This is a genomic window from Sorangium sp. So ce124 (assembly GCF_051525235.1).
Taxonomy (GTDB): domain Bacteria; phylum Myxococcota_A; class Polyangia; order Polyangiales; family Polyangiaceae; genus Sorangium; species Sorangium atrum.
This window is the reverse complement of sequence record NZ_CP150312.1, coordinates 5,718,233-5,737,583: the sequence shown is the minus strand read 5'-3', so window position 1 is coordinate 5,737,583 and position 19,351 is coordinate 5,718,233. Positions and strand designations below refer to the sequence as shown.

Here is a 19,351-nt window from a genome sequence, read left to right as displayed (position 1 = left end):
TGCCCCCCATGACCAGCGACCGCGCGTACGACGTGATCGTCTTCGGAGCGACCGGCTTCACCGGTCGCCTCGTCGCCGAGTATCTCGCCACCAAGGGCAAGGACGCCTCCGCCCGTGGCGCAGAAGAGCGGCCCATCCGCTGGGCGATCGCTGGCCGGAACGCGGGGCGCCTCGCCGAGGTGAAGGCGGCGATGGAGGCGATCGATCCGGCGTGCTCCTCGCTGGGCGTCATCGAGGCGGCGTCGGACGACGCGGCGTCGCTCGAGCGCATGGCTCGCCAGGCGCGCGTCGTCATCACGACGGTCGGTCCTTACACGGCGCTCGGCGAGCCGCTCGTCGAGGCGTGCATCCGCGCGGGCACCGACTACGCGGATCTCACCGGCGAGCCTGGGTTCGTCGACCGCCTCATCGAGCGCCACCACGAGGCCGCCCGCGCGCGGGGCGTGCGGATCGTCAACTGCTGCGGCTTCGACAGCATCCCGCACGACCTCGGGGTGCTCTTCACGGTGACGAAGCTCCCCGCGGGCGAGCCGATCGTGGTGGAGGGCATCGTGCGCGCGCACGGCAGCTTCTCCGGCGGCACCTGGCAGTCGCTGCTCGAGATCATGGCGCACGCCGGCCCCAGGAAGGGCGCCGCGCGCGGCGAGGGCGCGCACGGGGCGCGCAGGGTGCGGGGGCTCAAGGCGCGCATCCGCTACGAGAAGGGGCTGCGCGCATGGCTCTGTCCGATGCCCAGCATCGATCCGCTCGTCGTGCTCCGGAGCGCGCGGGAGCTCGACGCCTACGGCCCCGACTTCCAGTACAGCCACAACGTGCAGGTCAAGTCCGGGCTGCAGCTCGTGATGGGGATCGCCGGCTTCGGCGCGGTCACGGCGCTGGCCAAGGTGGGACCGACGCGGGAGCTGCTCCGCAAGGTGCGGAGTCCGGGGGAGGGGCCGAGCGCGGAGGAGCGGGCGCGCAGCTGGTTCCAGGTGACCTTCCAGGGGAAGAGCGCGTCGCGCAAGGTGGTGACGCGGGTGAGCGGCGGCGATCCGGGGTACTCGGAGACGGCCAAGATGGTGGCGGAGTCGGCGCTTTGCATGGCGTTCGATCGCGAGCGGCTGCCGGCGCGCGCCGGGGTGATCACGCCGGCCGTCGCGATGGGGGAGCGGCTCATCGAGCGGCTTCAGGCGGCCGGGATCCGGTTCGAGCTGCTGGAGGGGTGAGCTGCAGCGGCCGACGGCCGGCGCGGTTTGGTACAATCGCCCCGTGGACCGCGAGGCGTGGATCTTCGGTTACGGCTCGTTGATCTGGCGGCCTGCCTTCCGCTTCGAGCGGATGGTGCCAGGGTACATCACGGGGTGGGCCCGCCGCTTCTGGCAGGGATCCACAGACCATCGGGGCGTCCCCGGGGCGCCCGGGCGGGTGGTCACGCTCATCCCGTCGCCTGGCGCCCTCTGCTGGGGGATGGCCTATCGCGTTGCCGAGGCCGAGCTCGACGAGGTGCTCCGCGCGCTGGACCACCGCGAGAAGGGCGGATATGCGCGCCACGACGTGCCGCTCCACCTCGTGGACGGGGCGGCGGTGCGCGCGGAGATCACGGCCCGGTCGGCCATCGTGTACCTGGCCACGCCGGATAACCCCGATTACCTGGGCGCTGCGCCGCTCCCCGAGATCGCCGCGCAGGTGCTCGCGTCGCACGGCCCGAGCGGCTCGAACGTCGAGTACGTCCTGCGGCTCGCCGACGCGCTCGTGGCGATGGGCGCCCACGACGAGCACGTGACCGAGCTAGCGGCCCTCGTCGGCCACCGAGCTCCCCGTCCGGTCGACCCGAGGACCACCGTAGGCCCCTCGTGTGGCGGTCGCGCCACGGGGGCTGCGGACGGGCCGCCGACCGAGCTCGGCGCCCGGTCGACCTCTAGTTGACCTCGCTGCTCCCGTTCCCGCCGGCGTGATCCGCGACCCCGTTGGTCCCGTCCGCGCCGGCCGCCGGCGGCGTCGACCCGCCCTCCTCGGCCTCGGCCGCTTCCGCTTCCGCCGCGAAGGCCTCGACGGCGACGACCCGCTCGTCCTGGCCGACGTGCATGATCCGCACCCCCTGCGCGTTGCGCCCCGTCTCGCGGATCTCGCTCGTCTTGGTGCGGATCATCTGCCCGCGATCGGTCACGATCAGCACCTCGTCGCTCGGGCTCACCATGGCGACGCCCACGACCGGCCCGTTCCGCTCGCTCGCGTCGATCAGGATCACGCCCTTGCCGCCGCGGCTCTGGAGCCGGAACTCCTCGAGCGGCGTCTGCTTGCCGTACCCGCGCTCGCAGACCGCGAGCACCCGGTCGCGCCCGTCGCCGCTCACGCCGAGGCCCACCACCACGTCGCCCTCGTCGAGCTCGATGCCCTTCACGCCCATCGTCGCGCGGCCGGTCGGGCGCACCTGGTCCTCGGGGAAGCGGATGCTCATCCCGCTCCGCGTCGCGATCACGAGCTCGCGCTTGCCGTCGGTGAGCGCCGCCGTGAAGAGCTGATCGCCCTCCTCGATCCGCACGCCGATGATCCCCTTGTCCCGGTAGTTCTCGTACTCGTTGAGCGCGGTCTTCTTGATCTGCCCGCGGCGGGTCAGCGTCACCACGAACGTCTCGCCGTCGAAGCTCGGCACCGGCGTGATCGCCGCGACCTTCTCCCCCGGCTCCATCCCGACGAAGTTCACGATCGCCCGGCCCTTCGCGTTCCGAGGCGCCTGCGGGATCTCGTAGACCTTCTTGACGAAGACCTTGCCCTTGTCGCTGAAGAAGAAGACGTACGAGTGCGTCGACGCCACGAAGAGCTGGCTCACCCAGTCCTCCTCGCGCGCCTCCATGCCCACCATCCCCTTGCCGCCGCGGCGCTGCGCCCGGTACGTCGAGGTCGGCGTCCGCTTCAGGTAGCCGGCGTGCGAGATGGTCACGACCATGTCCTCTTCCTGGATCAGGTCCTCCATCTGGATCTCGGCCTCGGCCGGCACGATCTCGGTCCGCCGCTTGTCGCCGAAGCGCGCCTTGATCTCCTCGAGCTCCATCACGATCACGTTCATGAGCAGCCCCATGTCGGCCAGGATCGCCCGGAGCCGCTCGATGGTCTGCGACAGCTCGCCGTACTCCTTCGCGAGCTTCTCCCGCTCGAGGCCGGTCAGGCGCGACAGCCGCATCTCGAGGATCGCCTTGGCCTGCCGCTCCGACAGGAAGTAGTCGCCGCGCGTGTCGGCCTCGGCGCACTCGGGCTCCGGCCGCCCGGCGCGCCGGAGGAACTCGCCGAGCCCCCGGAGGGGCAGCTTCTGCAGGTTCTCCCGCGCGTCGTCCGGATCGCTCGACGCGCGGATCGTCGCGACGATGCGATCGATGTCGCTCGTCGCCATCCCGAGCCCCTCGACGAGCTCGCGCTGCGACTCGGCCTGCCGGAGCTCGAACCGACAGCGCCGCGTCACGACCTCGCGCCGGTGCTCGATGAAGTGCGAGAGCGTGTCCTTCAGGCTCAGCACCGCGGGGCGGCCGTTCGCGATCGACAGGTTGATGACGCCGAACGTCGCCTGGAGATCCGTCAGCCGGTAGAGCTGGTTCAGGACCACCTGCGGGAAGATGTCCTTCTTCAGCTCGACAACGATCCGCATCCCCTCGCGATCGCTCTCGTCGCGCACCTCGCTGATCCCCTCGATGCGCTTCTCCTTCATGCACTCGGCGATCTTCGCGACCAGCCGGGCCTTGTTCACCTGGTAGGGGATCTCGGTGAAGACGAGCTGCTCGCGGTCGCCCTTCATCGTCTTCTCGACCTGGCTGCGCCCGCGCATCGTGATCGAGCCGCGGCCGGTCGTGTACGCCTGCACGATGCCGCTCTTGCCGTAGATGAGGCCGCCGGTCGGAAAATCGGGGCCCGGGACGAGGTGAAGCAGCTCCTCCAGGGTGACGTCGGGGTTGCGGATGATCGCGATCGTCGCGTCGATGATCTCGCCGAGGTTGTGCGGCGGGATGTTCGTCGCCATGCCGACGGCGATGCCGCCGGAGCCGTTCACCAGGAGCTGCGGGAACTTCGCCGGCAGGACGCTCGGCTCGAGCTCCGAGTCGTCGTAGTTCGGGACGAAGTCGACGGTGTCCTTGTCGAGATCGGCGAGCAGCTCGACGGCCATCCGCGACAGGCGCGACTCCGTGTACCGCATGGCCGCGGGCGAGTCGCCGTCGACCGAGCCGTAGTTGCCCTGCCCGTCGATGAGCGGGTAGCGCAGGCTGAAGGTCTGCCCCATCCGGACGAGCGCGTCGTAGACCGCGAGATCGCCGTGCGGGTGGTACTTGCCGAGCACGTCTCCGACGACGCGCGCGCACTTCTTGTGCGCGCCGGTGGGGCCGATCTTCTGCTCGTTCATCGAGTAGAGGATCCGGCGGTGCACCGGCTTCAGGCCGTCGCGCACGTCCGGGATCGCGCGGCCGATGATCACGCTCATCGCGTAGTCGAGGTAGCTCGTCCGGAGCTCGTCCTGGATGCTGACCGGAACCTTCTGCTGGATGTTCGACGTCTCTTCCATGGGGGACCTGCACCCGAGGCGCGGGGGGCGGGCGCGGCGCGCGCTCGGCCCCCGTCGTAGAGGCCCATCCCAGCGCGGATCGAGCGTCGAGCGGAGCGGCAGAAGCGGCCCTGGCCTCGATCGACGAGCGACGAGGTGGAGCCCGGCCTTCGCCGCGCGCCCTATGACCCACGCTGTTCAGGGGATGCGACGGATGCGTTCAGGTACTCCAAGGGGCAGGCTGGCGCAAAGGGTTTGCCGGCCTCAGAGGGCGTTCCTCCCCGCGCGCGGCGGGTGCGGATCGCGGCCTGCCGCCGGCTCCTCTGCGGACGCCGCGAGGCGCGCCGAGGGCGCATCAGGGATGCCGGACAGCGCGGCTGGAGCGTCCTGGGCGGGGGCGCTGGACAGCGCGGCGGGAGCCTGAGGCGGCGCAACGGGGGCGCCGGAAGGGTCAGGGCTCGAAGCGGGTGGGCGGGGCGCACGTCCGGACGACGATTTCTACGTCCTTCTCCGCCACGATCGAGCCGGCGCTGTCCGGGGCGTCGGGGTCGGGGCCGGGGCACTCCCACGTCCAGATCGGGTCGGCCTTATCGCCGTTGGGGAGCAGCATTTCGGGGTTCCCGGAGGTCTCGCCACCTTGGGGCGTGAGCTCGTCGGCGAACTCCCCCCCGTAGCCGTCGATCCTGACCGTGTACTTGTGCCCCTCGACGACGGAGGTGAACGACACGCTCCACGCGCAGGAGATTGGCGGCGACGAGGCGAGGGGGGACGGCCCGCCCTCCGCGCTGTTGTCGGTGAGCGTGGCGACGTAGCTGCGGATGGCCTCCGGCTCGTCCGAGCCCGAGCACTGGACGTCGCCAAGGAAGGCGAGCGGGTCGATGGTCACCGACGTCCCGAGCTGCAGGTCGTCGTCGCTGTTGGACCCGTCGGCGCAGGCCGTGAGCGCGAGCACGGCGAGCGCCAGGGCGCACCGGCCGGCCCGGGGTCGCGGGGAGCGCCCGCACGCGCGATCCGCTGCGAACAAGGTTCCGAAACCAGCTCGAGCTCGGCCCATCGGCAGGGGGCACTAGTCCAAGCCGGGGAACGGCGCCACATGAAATGCGGCCCCGCTGCGCGGGCGCTGCGCCCGGCGCCGCGCGCGGCCGAGCGAGGCCCGCGGGAGGAGGCGCCGGGGAGGATGGCGCTCGCGGGCGAGCTGCCGGATGCGCCGCCCGCGCGAGGCGGCGCCGCGGCTGCGCCTGGATGCCGGGGGCCTGGCCGCTGCAAGGCTTGAAATGAGCTCGCGGAAGCAGCGGGCGCCCTCTACGGGAATCGACCCCGCAACGCCTCTTCACGTCGAATCTCGATGACGAGAGGCCGATTCATCCGGAGCAGCGCGACCGTGGCGCGGCCTGTCGGTGTTTTTCCGGCGATCAACAGATCATTCGTGACGTCGAAGTGGTCTTCCCAGCGACCCCAGCGAGGGTGGAAAAGGCTCGCGTGGTCGCCCGTGCTCGGATCCTCTCCATGGGTCCGCGCTCCCTTGCGCAGGGAGCACGACACACAGGCGAGCGCCAGGTTCTCCGGGGTGGTCAGGCCACCTGCGTGCCGCGGCTGGATGTGATCGACATGGAACGCGGCCTCCTGGCTGACCTGGGAGAGCCGGCAATACTCGCATCGATCGGCGGCACGCTTGCGGACGCGACGCTGGAGCGCCGCGGGCACGCTGTCGCGGCTCATCGCGTCAGCGCAGGCTCCTTCCGCGATGCGCGGAGGCGCAGCAAGCTGAGCAGCTCGGCGAGATCGACGAGCCCCTCGGCTTCGATGGCCTCATCCGCCGACAGCTTCTCCCCGCGGTCCTGCTTGTCCAGGAGCGCCTGCAGCCTGCGATCGACCCCCGCCGGGAGGCGGAGCTGTGCGAGATCGGAAGGGAGCTCCACATCAACGTGGACTGTTGCCGGCGTAGCCATGGTCGAACTCCTCCCTGAACCTAGCAGGTTGGTGCGAGGTGGGCGATCTGCCGATCCGCCTGAGAGCGGTCCAAGGGAGCTTCCCGCAGCGGTATTAGGGCCCGCCGGAGCCGCCGCTGCCCGCGCTGCCGCCGCCGGAGCCGCCGTTGCCCGCGCTGCCGCCGCCGAAGCCGCCGCTGCCCGCGCTGCCGCCGCCGGAGCCACCGTTGCCTGCGCCGTCAGAGCCATCGTTGCCGGCGCTGTCACCGCCAGAGCCGCCGCTGCCCGCACTGCCAGAGCCGCCGCTGCCCGCACTGCCAGAGCCGCCGCTGCCCGCACTGCCAGAGCCGCCGCTGCCGATGCCGGCGCCGCCGCCGTTCGGGGCGACGAACGCGCAGGCCTCGAGCGCCTCCGCCCGCGCGGTGATCACCACGCAGGGGCTGATCGCGGGGTCGATCCCCCCGGCGAGCGACGCGGCGGAGCACTCCGCCATGGAGGCGACCTTCGCGCTGGCGCAGGCGCGCGCCTCGCCGACGGCGGCGACGCAGGCATCGACCTGGGCGGTCGTCGGCTCTGCCGCGGCCTGGCCGCCGCCGGCGCCGCCCTCGATGCCGTGCAGGCACTGGTCCCAGTAGAACTCGACGCAGGTGTTCACCCGCTCTTCGGCGTCCCCAGAGCCGATCCACTCCGGGCACACGGCGGCCGCCTCGCACCGGGCACGCTCGATGCGCCGGCAGGCGTCGACGCCCACAGCGTCGTTGCCGCAGCTCGGCGCTGTGATGACGGTCACGGCGCCGAGGCCGAGCAACGCGGCCGCGGCCCAGGGCGCGGAGCTCCGCCTCGCGGCGGAGAGGACGGCGAGCGCAGACGAACCCACCCGGCGGAGCTACCACGCGGCCGCCGGAGGCGTCGAGTTTTCAGGCACACCAGCTGCCCACCCCACCTCGGGGGCGCGAACAGCGACCGGACAGGGCCCGGTCCGATCTATGCTCCAAGGGCCGCGATCACCCCATGGATCCGCCGAGCCTCGCGCAGCTCCGACCCGACACGCCTTTCCATGGGCGGTACCGCGTCGTGCGCCCCATCAAGACGGGCGGGATGGGGGCGGTGTACGAGGTCGTGGACGAGGTCACGGACCGCCGCCGAGCGCTCAAGGTGATGCTCCCCGGCTCCATCCAGGACCCGGCCCAGCGCGCCCGGTTCGCCCAGGAAGCCAAGATCACGGGCGCGATCGAGAGCGATCACATCGTCCACATCTCCGATGCCGGCATCGACGCCGACTCGGGGATGCCCTTCCTCGTCATGGACCTGCTCCAGGGCGAGGAGCTCGCGAGCCTGTCCGCGCGCCGCGGCCCGCTGCCGCCGGCCGAGGTGGTCCTCTACCTGGGCCAGGTCGCGCGCGCGCTCGACAAGATGCACGCGGCCGCCATCGTCCACCGGGATCTCAAGCCGGCGAACCTCTTCCTGACGAGGCGGGACGACGGCTCCCCTTGCGTGAAGGTCCTCGATTTCGGGCTGGCGAAGGTCGTGGCGCACCGCAGCGTGGCGGACCGCACGGCGATGGTCGGGACGCCCCTCTACATGGCGCCCGAGCAGATCCGCGGCGACGTCGCCGTCGGGCCGAAGACCGACATCCATGCGCTCGCGCACGTCGCCTTCGCGCTGCTCGTGGGCAGCCCGTACTGGCTGACCGAGGCCAACGTCCTGCCGTCGGTCTACGCGCTCCTCCAGCGGATGGTGGCGGGGCTGCCCGAGCCGCCGAGCGTCCGCGCCGCGCGGCGCCGCAGCAGCATCCGGCTGCCGCCCGCCTTCGACGCGTGGTTCCAGCAGGCGACCGCGATCGACCCGAAGGACCGCTTCGAGCGCGCGACGGCGGCCGTCACGCTGATGGCGGAGGCGCTCGGCGCGCCCGCCCCGTCGACCCCGCCCCCGGCGCCCGATCGACCCACGAACCCGCCGCCGTCGTCCCGCCGCGGGGTCGAGAGCCGCGGGGGCGAGACGGACGACCGGCGCGCTGGCGACGACCGGCGCGCCAGCTCGCCGTCGGACCCGGGGCCCAAGCCTCCGGAGCCTGGGCCCAAGGCCGGCGAGTCACGCCACCGCGACGAGGACCTCGCCGCGGTCGTCCACGAGGAGCGGCTCCGGGCCTTCCTGAAGAAAGAGGTGCAGCGCGCCAAGGAGCAGCGGACGAGGAGGCTCTCGCTGCTGCTGCTCAGCGTGGAGGGGCTCCAGGGCGTCGAGGAGACGCAGGGCCGCGCGGGGGTCGATCGCATCCTCGGCGACCTCGCGCGCATCGTCAGGATCTATGTGCCGGAAGGCGGGCTGCTGGGGCGCTACCGCCGCGACACCCTCGCGATCGTCTGCCCCGGGATCGGCCGGACCCGGTCGTCCGCGTTCGCGAAGGTGCTCGGCGAGAAGGTGCGCCAGCACCGCTTCCGGCGCGCAGCCACGACGCCCTTCCGGATGACCCTCCGCATCGGCGTCGCGCACCTCGAGGAGGGGGACGCGACGGGGCACGAGCTGCTCGAGCGCGCGGCGCGGGGGCTGCCCGAGCGGGGGGAGTGAGCTGAACGAGGGAGCGGGCCGACGGCCGCGATCTCCGCTGGCGCCGTTGCGCGGTTGCGTGGTCGCCGCCGGGACCTCGATTTCTTGAACGTTCCCCGTGAAGGGGTGATCCTCGCGGCCATGGCCTCTGCCATGATCCTCGCGGCGGGGCTCGGGACCCGGCTCCGCCCGCTCACGGACGAGATGCCGAAGCCGCTCCTGTGGCTCGGCGATCGGCCGCTCATCGCGCACATCGCCGAGCGGCTCGCCGCGGGGGGCGTCGTTCGCGTCGCGGTGAACAAGTCCCACCTCGCGGAGCAATTCTCGCGCGATCTGCTCGCGGCGTTCCCGGTGCCCGTCGAGGTCCTGCACGAGCCGGAGCCCCTCGGCACCGCCGGGGGCCTCGCGAACGCGGCAGGCGCGCTCGGCGAGGGCGACGTGGTCCTCTGGAACGGCGACATCCTGATCGACCTCGACGTGGCGGCGCTCTCGGCGGCGCACGTGGCGCGCGGCGCGGGCGCGACGCTCGCTGTCGCGCCGCGGCCGGCCGGGGAGGGGACAGTGGGCGTCGGCGCGCGGGGCGAGGTGGTGCGGCTCCGCGGCGAGCGCTTCGGCGACGAGGTCGCGGGCGGCGATTTCGTGGGTGTGCACGTGGTCGGCGGGGCGCTCCGGCGAAGGCTGCCGCCGCGCGGGTGCATGGTGGGGGACGTGTACCTGCCGTGGCTGCGCGAGGGACGCTCGCTCGCGACGTTCGCGGCGCCCGCCGTGTGGCACGACATCGGAACGCTGGCCGCGTACCTGGCGGCGAGCGCGCATTGGCTCTCGCAGCGCGGCCTGCGGAGCTACGTCGGCCCGGGGGCGTCCGTCGCCGAGGGCGTGGACGTGGCGGGCAGCGTCGTCGGGGCGGGGGCACGGGTCGAGGGGGCCGGCGCGGCGCGCGGGTGTGTGATCTGGCCGGGCGCGCAGGTGGTCCTCGGCGCCGGCGCCCCGCTCGAGCGCGCGGTGGTCACGGCGAAGGGGACGGTCGCGCGCGCGGCCGTGTGAGCACGTGGGTGGACGAGTCCCTGCGAGCAGGGAGGCGCGAGCTTCACCGCGCTGGTGCGTCGGGGCGATTCACGTACTCGGTCGCAAATCTGCGGATCTCATCCGCCTTCCGGTGCTCGGACAGCTCGGGGTAGACACCCCAGAGGACGTCCTTGAGGAAGACGCCGTATTCCGGAGTGCCAGGTCGGATGGATGATGTCGCTCCAGGTGCTCGCGCAGGATCTCCTCCGCCTCGCTGATCTCCTGCGCGCCCGGCGGGCCGTCTGGAGACGGCGGCTCTCTGCTGCACCCGGCCACCACGGCGAGCGCGCCCATCGCCGCGAGGTGCCGCTTCATCTCCCGAGATCGGCGAGCGCGGCCTTCGCGGCGTTGTGCCCCGCCGCGCCGATGACCGACCCGGCCGGGTGCGTCCCCGCGCTGCACGAGTAGAGCCCGGCGAGCCCGAACCGGTGGGGCACGCGATCGGCGAAGCCGAAGCTGTTGTCGATGTGGTGGATGTGCCCCCTCGTGATCCCGAAGTGCCGCTCGATGTCCGGCGGCGCCAGCGTGAACGTCTCCAGCACGAGGTCGCTCATCCCAGGCGCGAAGCGATCGCAGATCGAGAGGAGGTGCTTCACGTAGCGCGGCGCGGCCTGGTCCCACGTCTCGCCGCCCGCGAGCGCGTAGGGCACCCACTGCACGAAGAGCGCCGCGTTGTGGTGGCCCTCCGCGTCGCGCAGGCTCGGGTCGATCGGCGTGTGGAAGTACCACTCGATCGCGGGGAACTCCGGGAGGCGCCCGCTCATCGCGTCGCGGTGGGCCTGCCGCAGCGTGTCCATCACGACGTCCTCGTCCGGCAGGAGGTGGATGGTCGGCCCGAACTGCCCGCGGTCCTCCGGGAGGCACGTGAACGTGGGCAGTCCGGTCAGCGCCATGTTGACCTTGAGCGTCGAGCCGTCCTTCGCGAGCGCGTCGAGCCGCGCCGAGAGCGAGGCCCCGATCGCCGCCTCGCCGGCGAGCGCGCGGGTGCGGTACGGATCGGCGTTCGAGACGACCACCTTCGCGGCGATGCGCGCGCCGTCATCGAGGAGCACGCCGGAGACGGCGCCCCCGGACGACTCGATCCGCGCGACGCGGGCGCCGGTGACGATCGTCGCGCCCTCGGCCCTCGCCTTTTCGGCGAAGAGGCGGGAGATCGTGCCCATCCCGCCCTCGACGATCATCCAGGTCCCGTCGGCGCCGGGGAGGCGGCACATGTTGTGGATGAGGAAGTTCATGCCGGTGCCGGGCGACTCGAAGCCGCCCGCGAGCCCCGAGAAGGCGTCGGTCACGGCGTACATCGCCTGGAGGAGGTCGCTCTTCCAGCCGAACCGCGCGAGGTAGTCGGAGATCGTGCCCCGGCAGAGCGCCGCGAACGTCTGCCGGAGGGCGGGCCGCACGTAGCGCTCCGCCGTCTCCTCGATGGAGAGCGGCTCCTCGAGCCACGTCGGGGCGATGTCGTCCCGGAGCGCGGCGAGCTCGGCCTGGAGCGCGCTGTTCGCGTCCCAGTCCGCCTGGGAGAAGAACTCCAGGAACTGCCGCTTCATCGCGGCCTGATCCGAGCCGAAGAGCAGGTAGCGCCGGTCCGTGGTCGGGAGGAAATAGTGCGGATCGCGCCGCCGCAGGGGGAGGGTGACGCCGACCTCGCGGAGCAGCTCGGGGGGGGCGAGCCCGAGCAGGTAGGCGCCGCTCGAGACGCCGAGGCCCGGCGCGTTCCGGAAGGGGTGCTCGGTCTTCACCGCGCCGCCGACCGCGTCCTTCTCCTCGAGCACCACCACGTCGAGCCCGCGGCGGGCGAGGAGGACCGCGGCGACGAGACCGTTGTGGCCGGCGCCGACGATGACCACATCGGCGCGGGCCGGAGCTTCACTGCGTTTCACTGGGCACCTCCAAGCGCTGTGCGCGTCCTCTGCCGCGGCCGGCGCGCCGGCGCTCGGGCCGTGGCGCACGAGGTGTTGCACGGATGGTGCGGCGAGGAGAGTCCTTTTCGCGCGCGGTAGCCGGGGGGGATGCGCAGCGCCGGCCCCGAGGCCGCCCGCACGGCGACCCTTTCCAGCCTGTCCTCTCCACGGCGCAGGCGCGCGCGTCGCTCCGGCCCGCTCCGTCCTGCCCTGGTCGGGCTCACCCGCCGGCGGTCGTCGTGGGCGCCGTCGGCGCGCGCCACGCGGCGGCGACCTCCTCGGCGATGGCGCGCACGGTCAGGGGCGCCGAGCCCTCGGCCTTGTTGTTCACGAGCGTGAAGCTCTCGATGCGCAGCGCCGCGGCCTCGCACAGGATCCGCGCGACCTCCGCGCGCATCTCGGGATCCGGCTCGACCACCCGGTTGAACGGGTGGAACCGGCGCTTCTCCGCCTCGTAGCGGCGGCCGGGCTTGAGCGAGAGCCGGACGATCGCGAACGGGGCGTTCGAGACGGGCACGACCTCCGCCTGGGCCCCGGGAGACGGCATGTTGCGCCAGTAGCTGTAGGCGTGGGCGACGCCGCGGGCGCCGAGGATCTCCCGGTACTCGCCGGTGAAATAGGCGCGCTCCCTGAGCTCGACCGCGCAGGAGAGCTCGCGCGGCAGCGCGCCGAGGAACGCGTCGAGCCGCTCGAAGAACGCGCGAGGCGGGAGCCGGTGGGGCGGGCCGACCGGCGGCAGCTCGAGCAGCACCGGCCCCGCGTGCGCCCGGAAGACCGTGAGCAGCGGCGCGGCGACGCGCGAGAGGAAGAGCGGCACCGAGAGGAAATCCGGGTTCGGCTCGAGGCGAGCGGGGCCCGCGCTGCGCCCCTCGTCCTCGCCCGGCGGGGTCTGCGATCGCTCCAGCGTCTGGGACACGACCGCGTGCAGCGCCTTCGATACGCAGCGGAAGCCGTCCGGCAGCTGCGCTCCGTAGCGGCGGAAATCGCTGTCGGGGACGGGGGCGTAAAAGCTGCGGTCGATTCCGACCGTCGTGAGCAGCGGGTGCCGGGCGTACTCGGCGAGGCCATCGCGCGCGAGCTCCTCCGTGCTGTGCCGCGCGGCATAGACGAGGCCCTGCCAGCCGGGGAAGCTCCACGAGCTCGTGCCGAGGTGGAGCCCCGGCGGTAGCCGCGCCGCCAGGCGGGCGGCGTCGTCGTAGACCGCCGCCATCGCGTCGCGCTCGCGCGCCGCCTCGACAGCGGCGGGCTCCGGCGCTGGACCGAACAGCGAGAGCTGCGATGGGTCGGCGCCGCGGCGCCCAGGGGAGCGGCTCACCCGGTCGAGTCTACTGCTTCCGGCGCGCTCCGCGACATCGGCCACGCGGGCGGGGAGGGCCGCTGCGCTGGCCAGCGCGGCAGGGGGACGGGCGGCGCGCCGGGCGCCGAGCGGCAGCGCCGGCCTGCGCCGGTGGCGCATGCGCTTCCGAGGGGAGCATCCGGGCGGCCGTGGGGTACAAGGACGTGGCGTGCTGCGCCGCTTCGCCCTCGTCCTGCGCGTCCTGGTCTCGACGGCCGGGAAGGATGCCTTTGCGCGCGCCATGCCGCTGTACATGGGCATGGGCCTCGTCGCGGCGGTCGTGTTCGGCGGCAACGGGATGCACCCGTCGCAGCTCACGGGCCTCGCGGGCGAGTCGCCCCTGTTCCGGGTCGCGCTGTGGGGAGCGTGGTTGCTCGTCGGGACGCCGGCGGCGCGCGCGCTGCTCCGGGCTCCGGCGACGTTCTTTCTCCGCGCGATGCCGGTCCCGCGCCGCGAGCTGCTCTCGGCTCATGCGCTGCTCCTCGCCGTCGCGGAGCTCCCGTGGGCGGCGCTCTGGGCGGTCGGCGCCGGCGCGCTCGCCGGCTGCGCCGCTTGCGCCGCGGCGCTGGCGGCGCGCTGCATGCTCCTGGCCCGGCCGCGCGGGGCGCGCGAGCTCTCGGCTCTCGCGCTGCTCGCGGGCGCCATCGCGCTCGGGGCCCCGGCGTCGGTCCTGCTTGCCTGCGCCGCGCCGGCGCTCGCCGTCGGGCTGCGCGCGGCCGTCGTCCGCGCGCCGGAGGTCGCTGCCGGCCGCGAGCGCTCGATGATCCCATCGGCGGCGCCCGCGCTCGTCGCGCTCTCGTTCACCTACCTGGCGGCGCTCCTCCGCGGCCACCGCGCGGTGCTCGTGCGGGGCCTCGCGCTCGCCGCGATCGGCGCGCTCGCCGCGGCGGCCTGGGCCCGGAACAGCGGGCGGCTCGAGGGTGAGCCGCTCGCGGCGGCGTCGCTCGTCGCGCTCGCGCCGGTCGCGCTCTGCGCGGGCGCTGGCCTCTCCGGTCCGGTCCTGCGCGAGGAGCGGCGGCTCGCGTGGCTCCTCGACGCGTGCGGCACGGCGGCCGGGCTCCGCGCGGGCGCCGTCGCCGCGGCGGTGGCCGCGCCGCTCGCGGCGCTCGCGCTTGGGCACGGCGCGGTGGTCGGCGCGCTCACCGGCGCGGCGCCGTCGCTGGCGCTGCGCCTGGTCGGCGGCGCGGGGCTCGCGGGGCTGCTCCTCGCCGCGATCGCGCTCGGCTGCGTCCGGTGGTCCGTTCGGCAAGACGGCCGCGACAGCAGCCGGGTGCTGCTCTCGGTGCTCGCCGCGATCGCGGCGTCGATCGCGGCCGCGTGGACGCTGGGCGAGCTCGCGCTCGCGGCCTTCGCCCCGGCGGCCGCGCTGCTCGCGGGGCCCGTCGGGGCGCGCTGGATCTCGCCGCGCCGCGGGCGCGGTGCGGCGGCAGGAGAGGGGAGGGCGCTGTGACGCTGGAGGCGACGGGGATCCACAAGCGGCTCTCGGGCAGGGACGTGCTTTCGGGCGTCGACCTCCGCTGCGGACCTTCGGAGGTGGCGGTCGTGATGGGCGAGAACGGCGCCGGCAAATCGACCTTGCTGCGGGTCGTCGTCGGGTTGCTGGAGCCCGATCGCGGCGCCGTGACGCTCTCGGGGGAGGCCGTCCACGGCGCCGCGGCCTCGGCGCGGCGCCGGCTCGGCTACGCGCCCGACGCGACCGAGGCGCTGCCCGATCTCCAGGTCGCGGAGCTCTGCGCCCTCGTGCGCGCGCTCAAGCAGGCGCCGCCGCTCGACGGTGTGTGGCGCGCGTGGATCGAGCGGCTCGGCGCGGCCGCCTTCTACCGGCAGCGGCTCTCCGGGCTGTCGTTCGGTCAGCGCAAGCGCGCGCTCCTGCTCGCGGCGCTGGTGGGCGATCCTTGGCTGCTCGTGATCGACGAGCCGACCAACGGGCTGGACGTCGAGGGGGCGCGCACGGTGCTGGAGCTCATCGAGCAGCGCCGTGCGGAGGGGAAGGCGACGCTCCTCACGACGAACGACGCGGCCTTCGCGGCGGCGATCGGGGGGCACGTGCGCCGGCTGAACGGAGGGCGGCTCAGCGAGGAGTAGGGGGCGGGCGCCTCGGCCCGCGGGGCGACGCGCCCCCGGACGCCGCCTACGGGCTGGGCTGCCCCTCGCCGCGGTCCGAAGGGCGCGGCAGCAGCCGCAGCACCCGCGTCTCGCGCTGCTCGCGCCCTTCGAGGTCGAGCGGCGTGGGGACGAGGTACCGCGCGAGCTCCTCGATCGCCTCGGAGGGGCAATAGGCGCGGCCGGGATCGCCGACGAGCACGGCGGTGGCGCCCGCGGCCTTTTGGCGCAGCCACGGGAGCACGCGGTCGACCATCGCGCGCTCGTAGCAGACGTCGCCCGCCACGATCACGTCCCATGCGGCCGTCGCGGCGCTCGCCGTGAGATCCTCGGTGATCACGTCGACGGTGACGCCGTTCAGGGCCGCGTTCAGCCGGAGCGCCGCCGCGGCGAACGGATCGATGTCGGCGGCGCTCACGCGCCCCGCACCGGCGAGCGCCGCGGCGATCGCGACGACGCCGCCGCCGGAGGCGAGGTCGAGGACGCGCTTGCCGGCGACCGTGGCGGGATGATCGAGGAGGTACCGCGCGAGCGCCTGCCCGCCTGCCCACGAGAACGCCCAGTACGGCGGCGGCACGCCCGCGCGCGCGAGCGCCGCCTCGGTCGCGTGCCAGAGCGGCGTGACCTCGGTCGCCAGGTGGAGCCTGACCTCGGGGACGAACGGCGGACAGGCGACGGCCGTCTCGCACGCGACGAACGCAGCGGCGCGCTCAGCGGCGGAGGCGGCCTCCGCGTCGGCGTCGCGCTGCGGCGCGGGCGCGAGCTCCCCCGTCACGGTCATCGCTACCGCTTCGCGACGCGCGCTTCCGCGGCGCGCAGCGTCGTCGCGAGCAGCGAGGCGATCGTCATGGGGCCGACGCCGCCGGGCACCGGCGTGATCCAGGCGGCCCGCTCCCTGGCGGCGTCGAAATCGACGTCGCCCACCAGCTTGCCCGCGTCGTCGCGGTTCATGCCGACGTCGATCACCGTGGCCCCTTCCTTGATCCAGTCGCCGCCGATGAGCTTCGCCTTGCCCGCCGCGGCCACGAGGACGTCGGCCTCGCGGCAGAGCGCCTTCAGATCGCGCGTGCGCGTGTGGGCGATCGCGACCGTCGCGTGTCGCGCGAGCAGCAGCTGCGCCATCGGCCTGCCGACGAGGTTGCTCCGACCGACCACCACCGCGCGGGCGCCGGCGAGCTCGACGCCCGCCTCCGCGAGCAGGCGCATGCAGCCGACCGGCGTGCACGGCGCGATGGCGCCCGGGCGGCCCATCGCGAGCAGCCCTGCGTTCATCGGGTGGAGGCCGTCGACGTCCTTCGCGGGGTCGATGGCGTCGAGCACGGCGTGCGCGCGGATGTGCGCCGGCAGCGGCAGCTGGACGAGGATCCCGTCGACGGTGTCGTCCGCGTCGAGCTCCGCGACGCACGCGAGCAGCTCGGCCTCGGTCGTCGCGGCAGGGAGCGTGCGGAGCCGGCCTCGAATGCCGACCTCGTTCGACATCCTCTCCTTGCTCCGCGTGTGGGTCACGCTGGCCGGGTCCTCACCGACGAGCACCACCTCGAGGCCGGGGGGCCGACCGTGGGCGGCCGCGAAGCGCGCCACCCCCTCCCGCACCTCGTCGCGGACCTTCTGCGCGATCGCCTTGCCGTCCAGGATCTTCGCCGCCATCGCCGCGGAGCTTAGTCCACCCGCGGCCGTCGCGGGGGCGCTGCCGGCGGCGGCCTGCGGCGCGATCGTGCGGATGGCCGGCTCACCGCCTCACGTCACGCCATCTTCCGGTTGACCCGTACCTCCAGCGTCTCTAGCCATGATCTGTGGACGCGCTGCACACCGATCTGTACCAGCTGACCATGGCGGCGGGCTATTTCCACCGCGGCATGGCCTCGCGCGTCGCGACGTGCGAGCTCTTCGTGCGGCGGCTTCCGCCGCACCGGCGCTTCCTCGTCGCGATGGGCCTCGCGCGGGTCGTGCGCTACCTCGAGGAGCTCCGCTTCACCGAAGAGCAGATCGCCTACCTGAGCGCGCTGCCCGCCCTCGCGGACGCGATGACGCCGGCGTTCTGCAGCTACCTGCGGGACTTCCGCTTCCACGGCGACGTCTGGGCCATCCCCGAGGGGACGGTGTTCTTCGCGAACGAGCCGGTCCTGCGCGTCACGGCGCCGCTCATCGAGGCGCAGCTCATCGAGACGTTCGCCCTGTCCGCCATCAACCACGCCACCGCGATCGCGTCGAAGGCCGCGCGGATCGTCCTGGCCGCCGGCGACGCGGGGGTCATCGAGTTCGGCACCCGGAGGGCACACCCGGAGGCGGCGATCGACGCGGCGCGCGCCGCGTACGCGGTCGGCTGCGTCGGCACCTCCAACGTCGAGGCCGGGATGCGCTTCGGCATCCCGGTGCTCGGGACGGCCGCGCACATGTGGACCATGGCCCACCCGACGGAGCAGGCCGCGTTCGAGGCCTACGTCGCCGTCTTCCCGAGCGCGGCGATCCTGCTCATCGACACCTACGACACGCTCGTCGGCGCGGCGCGCGCCGCGGCGATCGCGCGCGACAAGCTGAAAGGCGTCCGGCTCGACTCCGGCGACCTCGGCACGCTCAGCGTGGCCGTGCGCAGGATCCTGGATGACGCAGGCTGCACGTCGGCGAAGATCGTCGCCTCGGGTGATCTGAACGAGCACCGCATCGCCGAGCTCCGTCGCGCCGGGGCGCCCATCGACCTCTACGGCGTCGGGACGGATCTCGTGACGTCGATCGACGCTCCGGCGCTGGGCGGCGTCTACAAGCTCGTGGAGATCGGCGACGTCGAGCGGGCCGCCGGCGGAGAGCGCACGCCCATCGCGAAGTTCTCGGAAGGGAAGGCGACGCTGCCCGGCGCGCACCAGGTGCACCGCTTCCGCGATCGATCGGGGAAGCTGGCTCGCGACGTGATCGCGCTCGAGGGCGAGCCGATGAGCCCCGACGCAGAGCCGCTGCTCGCGCCCGTGATGGCGCGCGGCGCACGGGTCGCGCCGCGCGAGGGGCTCGACGCCGTCCGGCTGCGCGCACGCGCGCAGCTCGCCGGGCTCCCGGAGGCGCTCCTCTCCATCGACGACGAGCCCGAGCCGGGCGCGCCCTTCGCTGCCGAGGTGTCGCCGCGGCTCGGCGCGCTCGTGGAGGCGGTGCGCGCCCGCGTCGTCTCCGGCGCAGGACACCCGTAGCGAGCGAGACCCCTGGCGTGCGCGGCCGCGAGGCCGCGCGCTCCCCCCACGACAGGAGACGAGCACATGGCGAGCGGTAAATGGACGCGGCAATCATCGCCCCCGAGGGTGTTCGTGGACGTCGACGTCCAGCGGGACTTCTGCGAGGAGACCGGCGCGCTGTACGTGAAGGGCTCGCCGAACGCGCTGTTCCGGAGGCTCACCGAGCACGCCGTCGCGCACGGGATCCCCATCGTCGGCTCGGTCGACTCGCACGCGTGGGACGCGTGGGAGTTCGCGTCGAACGACACGCCGGCCCCCGAGGGCGGCAAGCCGGGCTTCCCCGACCACTGCGTGAAGGGGACGCCGGGCTGGCTGAAGGTCGAGGGGACGCTGCCGCCGCGCTTCCGCTTCCTTCCGAACGTGGAGCGCGCGCCCATCGACGCGGCGGTGCGCGAGCTCGCGGCGGGCAAGAGCCACGCGGTCTACTTCGAGAAGGAGGTCTACAGCCTCTTCGCGAACCCGCTCGCCGAGGCGTTCCTGCGCGACCTCGCCGCGGCGCTCGGCGACGCGCCGGAGCTCGTCGTCTACGGCGTGGCGACCGACTACTGCGTCCGCGCCGCCGCCCTCGGCCTCGCCCAGCGCGGCTACCGCACGGCGCTCCTGACCGACGCCGTCGCCGGCATCACCGAGGCTGGGGTCGCCGCGGCGCTCGCCGAGATGCAGGCCGCAGGCGTCACGCTCACGACGTCGTCGGCGCTTCTCTTTTAGGTAGGACCCAGCGGATCGCGCGGCGAGACCGGCGCGTGGCGCGGCCG

17 protein-coding genes are annotated in these 19,351 nt (G+C 73.7%); 8 read left to right on the top strand and 9 right to left on the bottom strand.

Annotation, left to right across the window (positions count from 1 at the left end):
- The first annotated feature begins 8 nt into the window (after nucleotides 1-8).
- Complete coding sequence (locus WMF19_RS21445; protein ID WP_437330427.1) at nucleotides 9-1,205, top strand: saccharopine dehydrogenase family protein; 1,197 nt, start codon at nucleotides 9-11, stop codon at nucleotides 1,203-1,205.
- 43 nt (nucleotides 1,206-1,248) lie between these two features.
- The gene (locus WMF19_RS21440; RefSeq protein ID WP_437900797.1) at nucleotides 1,249-1,905 is read left to right on the top strand and encodes a gamma-glutamylcyclotransferase; all 657 of its coding nucleotides are present in this window, start codon (nucleotides 1,249-1,251) and stop codon (nucleotides 1,903-1,905) included.
- Here the strand turns inward: WMF19_RS21440 and gyrA are convergent.
- The 5 genes from gyrA to WMF19_RS21415 all read right to left on the bottom strand — a co-directional run bounded on the left by gyrA (nucleotide 1,898) and on the right by WMF19_RS21415 (nucleotide 7,309).
- Entirely contained in the window at nucleotides 1,898-4,525 is a 2,628-nt protein-coding gene (gene gyrA, locus WMF19_RS21435) for a DNA gyrase subunit A (RefSeq protein WP_437900796.1), read from the bottom strand. The two genes, WMF19_RS21440 and gyrA, sit on opposite strands and share 8 nt — an antisense overlap.
- A gap of 430 nt (nucleotides 4,526-4,955) precedes the next feature.
- Nucleotides 4,956-5,456 carry a hypothetical protein gene (locus WMF19_RS21430; protein WP_437900794.1) on the bottom strand — a complete coding sequence of 167 codons (501 nt, stop codon included), beginning with the start codon at nucleotides 5,454-5,456 and terminating at the stop codon, nucleotides 4,956-4,958.
- 350 nt (nucleotides 5,457-5,806) lie between these two features.
- Entirely contained in the window at nucleotides 5,807-6,223 is a 417-nt protein-coding gene (locus tag WMF19_RS21425) for an HNH endonuclease (protein ID WP_437900793.1), read from the bottom strand.
- Nucleotides 6,220-6,453, bottom strand: a complete 234-nt coding sequence (locus tag WMF19_RS21420; RefSeq protein ID WP_044965251.1) for a hypothetical protein — start codon at nucleotides 6,451-6,453, stop codon at nucleotides 6,220-6,222. Before WMF19_RS21420 ends, WMF19_RS21425 begins: the two co-directional genes overlap by 4 nt.
- 94 nt (nucleotides 6,454-6,547) lie before the next feature.
- On the bottom strand, nucleotides 6,548-7,309 hold the full coding sequence (locus WMF19_RS21415) for a hypothetical protein (RefSeq protein WP_437900792.1): 762 nt from the start codon (nucleotides 7,307-7,309) through the stop codon (nucleotides 6,548-6,550).
- Nucleotides 7,310-7,443: 134 nt separating this feature from the next.
- On the opposite strand from WMF19_RS21415, the gene WMF19_RS21410 reads away from it, so the two are divergent.
- On the top strand, nucleotides 7,444-8,997 hold the full coding sequence (locus WMF19_RS21410) for a protein kinase domain-containing protein (protein ID WP_437900791.1): 1,554 nt from the start codon (nucleotides 7,444-7,446) through the stop codon (nucleotides 8,995-8,997).
- Between the two features lie 84 nt (nucleotides 8,998-9,081).
- Nucleotides 9,082-10,020 (top strand): sugar phosphate nucleotidyltransferase, encoded by a 939-nt coding sequence (locus WMF19_RS21405; protein ID WP_437900790.1) that lies wholly within the window; start codon nucleotides 9,082-9,084, stop codon nucleotides 10,018-10,020.
- Between the two features lie 332 nt (nucleotides 10,021-10,352).
- Here the strand turns inward: WMF19_RS21405 and WMF19_RS21400 are convergent, their stop codons facing one another.
- A complete protein-coding gene (locus WMF19_RS21400) occupies nucleotides 10,353-11,918 on the bottom strand; it encodes a phytoene desaturase family protein (RefSeq protein WP_437900789.1) in 1,566 nt (521 codons plus the stop codon).
- A gap of 241 nt (nucleotides 11,919-12,159) precedes the next feature.
- Entirely contained in the window at nucleotides 12,160-13,395 is a 1,236-nt protein-coding gene (locus WMF19_RS21395) for a DUF72 domain-containing protein (protein ID WP_437900788.1), read from the bottom strand.
- 49 nt (nucleotides 13,396-13,444) lie between these two features.
- On the opposite strand from WMF19_RS21395, the gene WMF19_RS21390 reads away from it, so the two are divergent.
- Together WMF19_RS21390 and WMF19_RS21385 are read left to right on the top strand one after the other, a co-directional pair.
- Nucleotides 13,445-14,725, top strand: a complete 1,281-nt coding sequence (locus WMF19_RS21390; RefSeq protein WP_437900787.1) for a hypothetical protein — start codon at nucleotides 13,445-13,447, stop codon at nucleotides 14,723-14,725.
- Entirely contained in the window at nucleotides 14,722-15,360 is a 639-nt protein-coding gene (locus WMF19_RS21385; RefSeq protein WP_437900786.1) for an ATP-binding cassette domain-containing protein, read from the top strand. The genes WMF19_RS21390 and WMF19_RS21385 overlap by 4 nt, the downstream gene beginning before the upstream one ends.
- A gap of 46 nt (nucleotides 15,361-15,406) precedes the next feature.
- Here the strand turns inward: WMF19_RS21385 and WMF19_RS21380 are convergent, their stop codons facing one another.
- Together WMF19_RS21380 and folD are read right to left on the bottom strand one after the other, a co-directional pair.
- Nucleotides 15,407-16,159, bottom strand: coding sequence for a class I SAM-dependent methyltransferase (locus tag WMF19_RS21380; RefSeq protein ID WP_437900785.1), 753 nt, complete (start codon nucleotides 16,157-16,159; stop codon nucleotides 15,407-15,409).
- A 2-nt stretch (nucleotides 16,160-16,161) separates the two neighbouring features.
- On the bottom strand, nucleotides 16,162-17,025 hold the full coding sequence (gene folD, locus WMF19_RS21375; RefSeq protein ID WP_437900784.1) for a bifunctional methylenetetrahydrofolate dehydrogenase/methenyltetrahydrofolate cyclohydrolase FolD: 864 nt from the start codon (nucleotides 17,023-17,025) through the stop codon (nucleotides 16,162-16,164).
- Nucleotides 17,026-17,171: 146 nt separating this feature from the next.
- Here folD and WMF19_RS21370 point away from each other — a divergent pair, with 146 nt between their 5' ends.
- Complete coding sequence (locus tag WMF19_RS21370) at nucleotides 17,172-18,554, top strand: nicotinate phosphoribosyltransferase (protein ID WP_437900783.1); 1,383 nt, start codon at nucleotides 17,172-17,174, stop codon at nucleotides 18,552-18,554.
- Nucleotides 18,555-18,620: 66 nt separating this feature from the next.
- Nucleotides 18,621-19,304, top strand: coding sequence for a cysteine hydrolase family protein (locus tag WMF19_RS21365; protein ID WP_437900782.1), 684 nt, complete (start codon nucleotides 18,621-18,623; stop codon nucleotides 19,302-19,304).
- The last annotated feature ends 47 nt before the right edge of the window (nucleotides 19,305-19,351 follow it).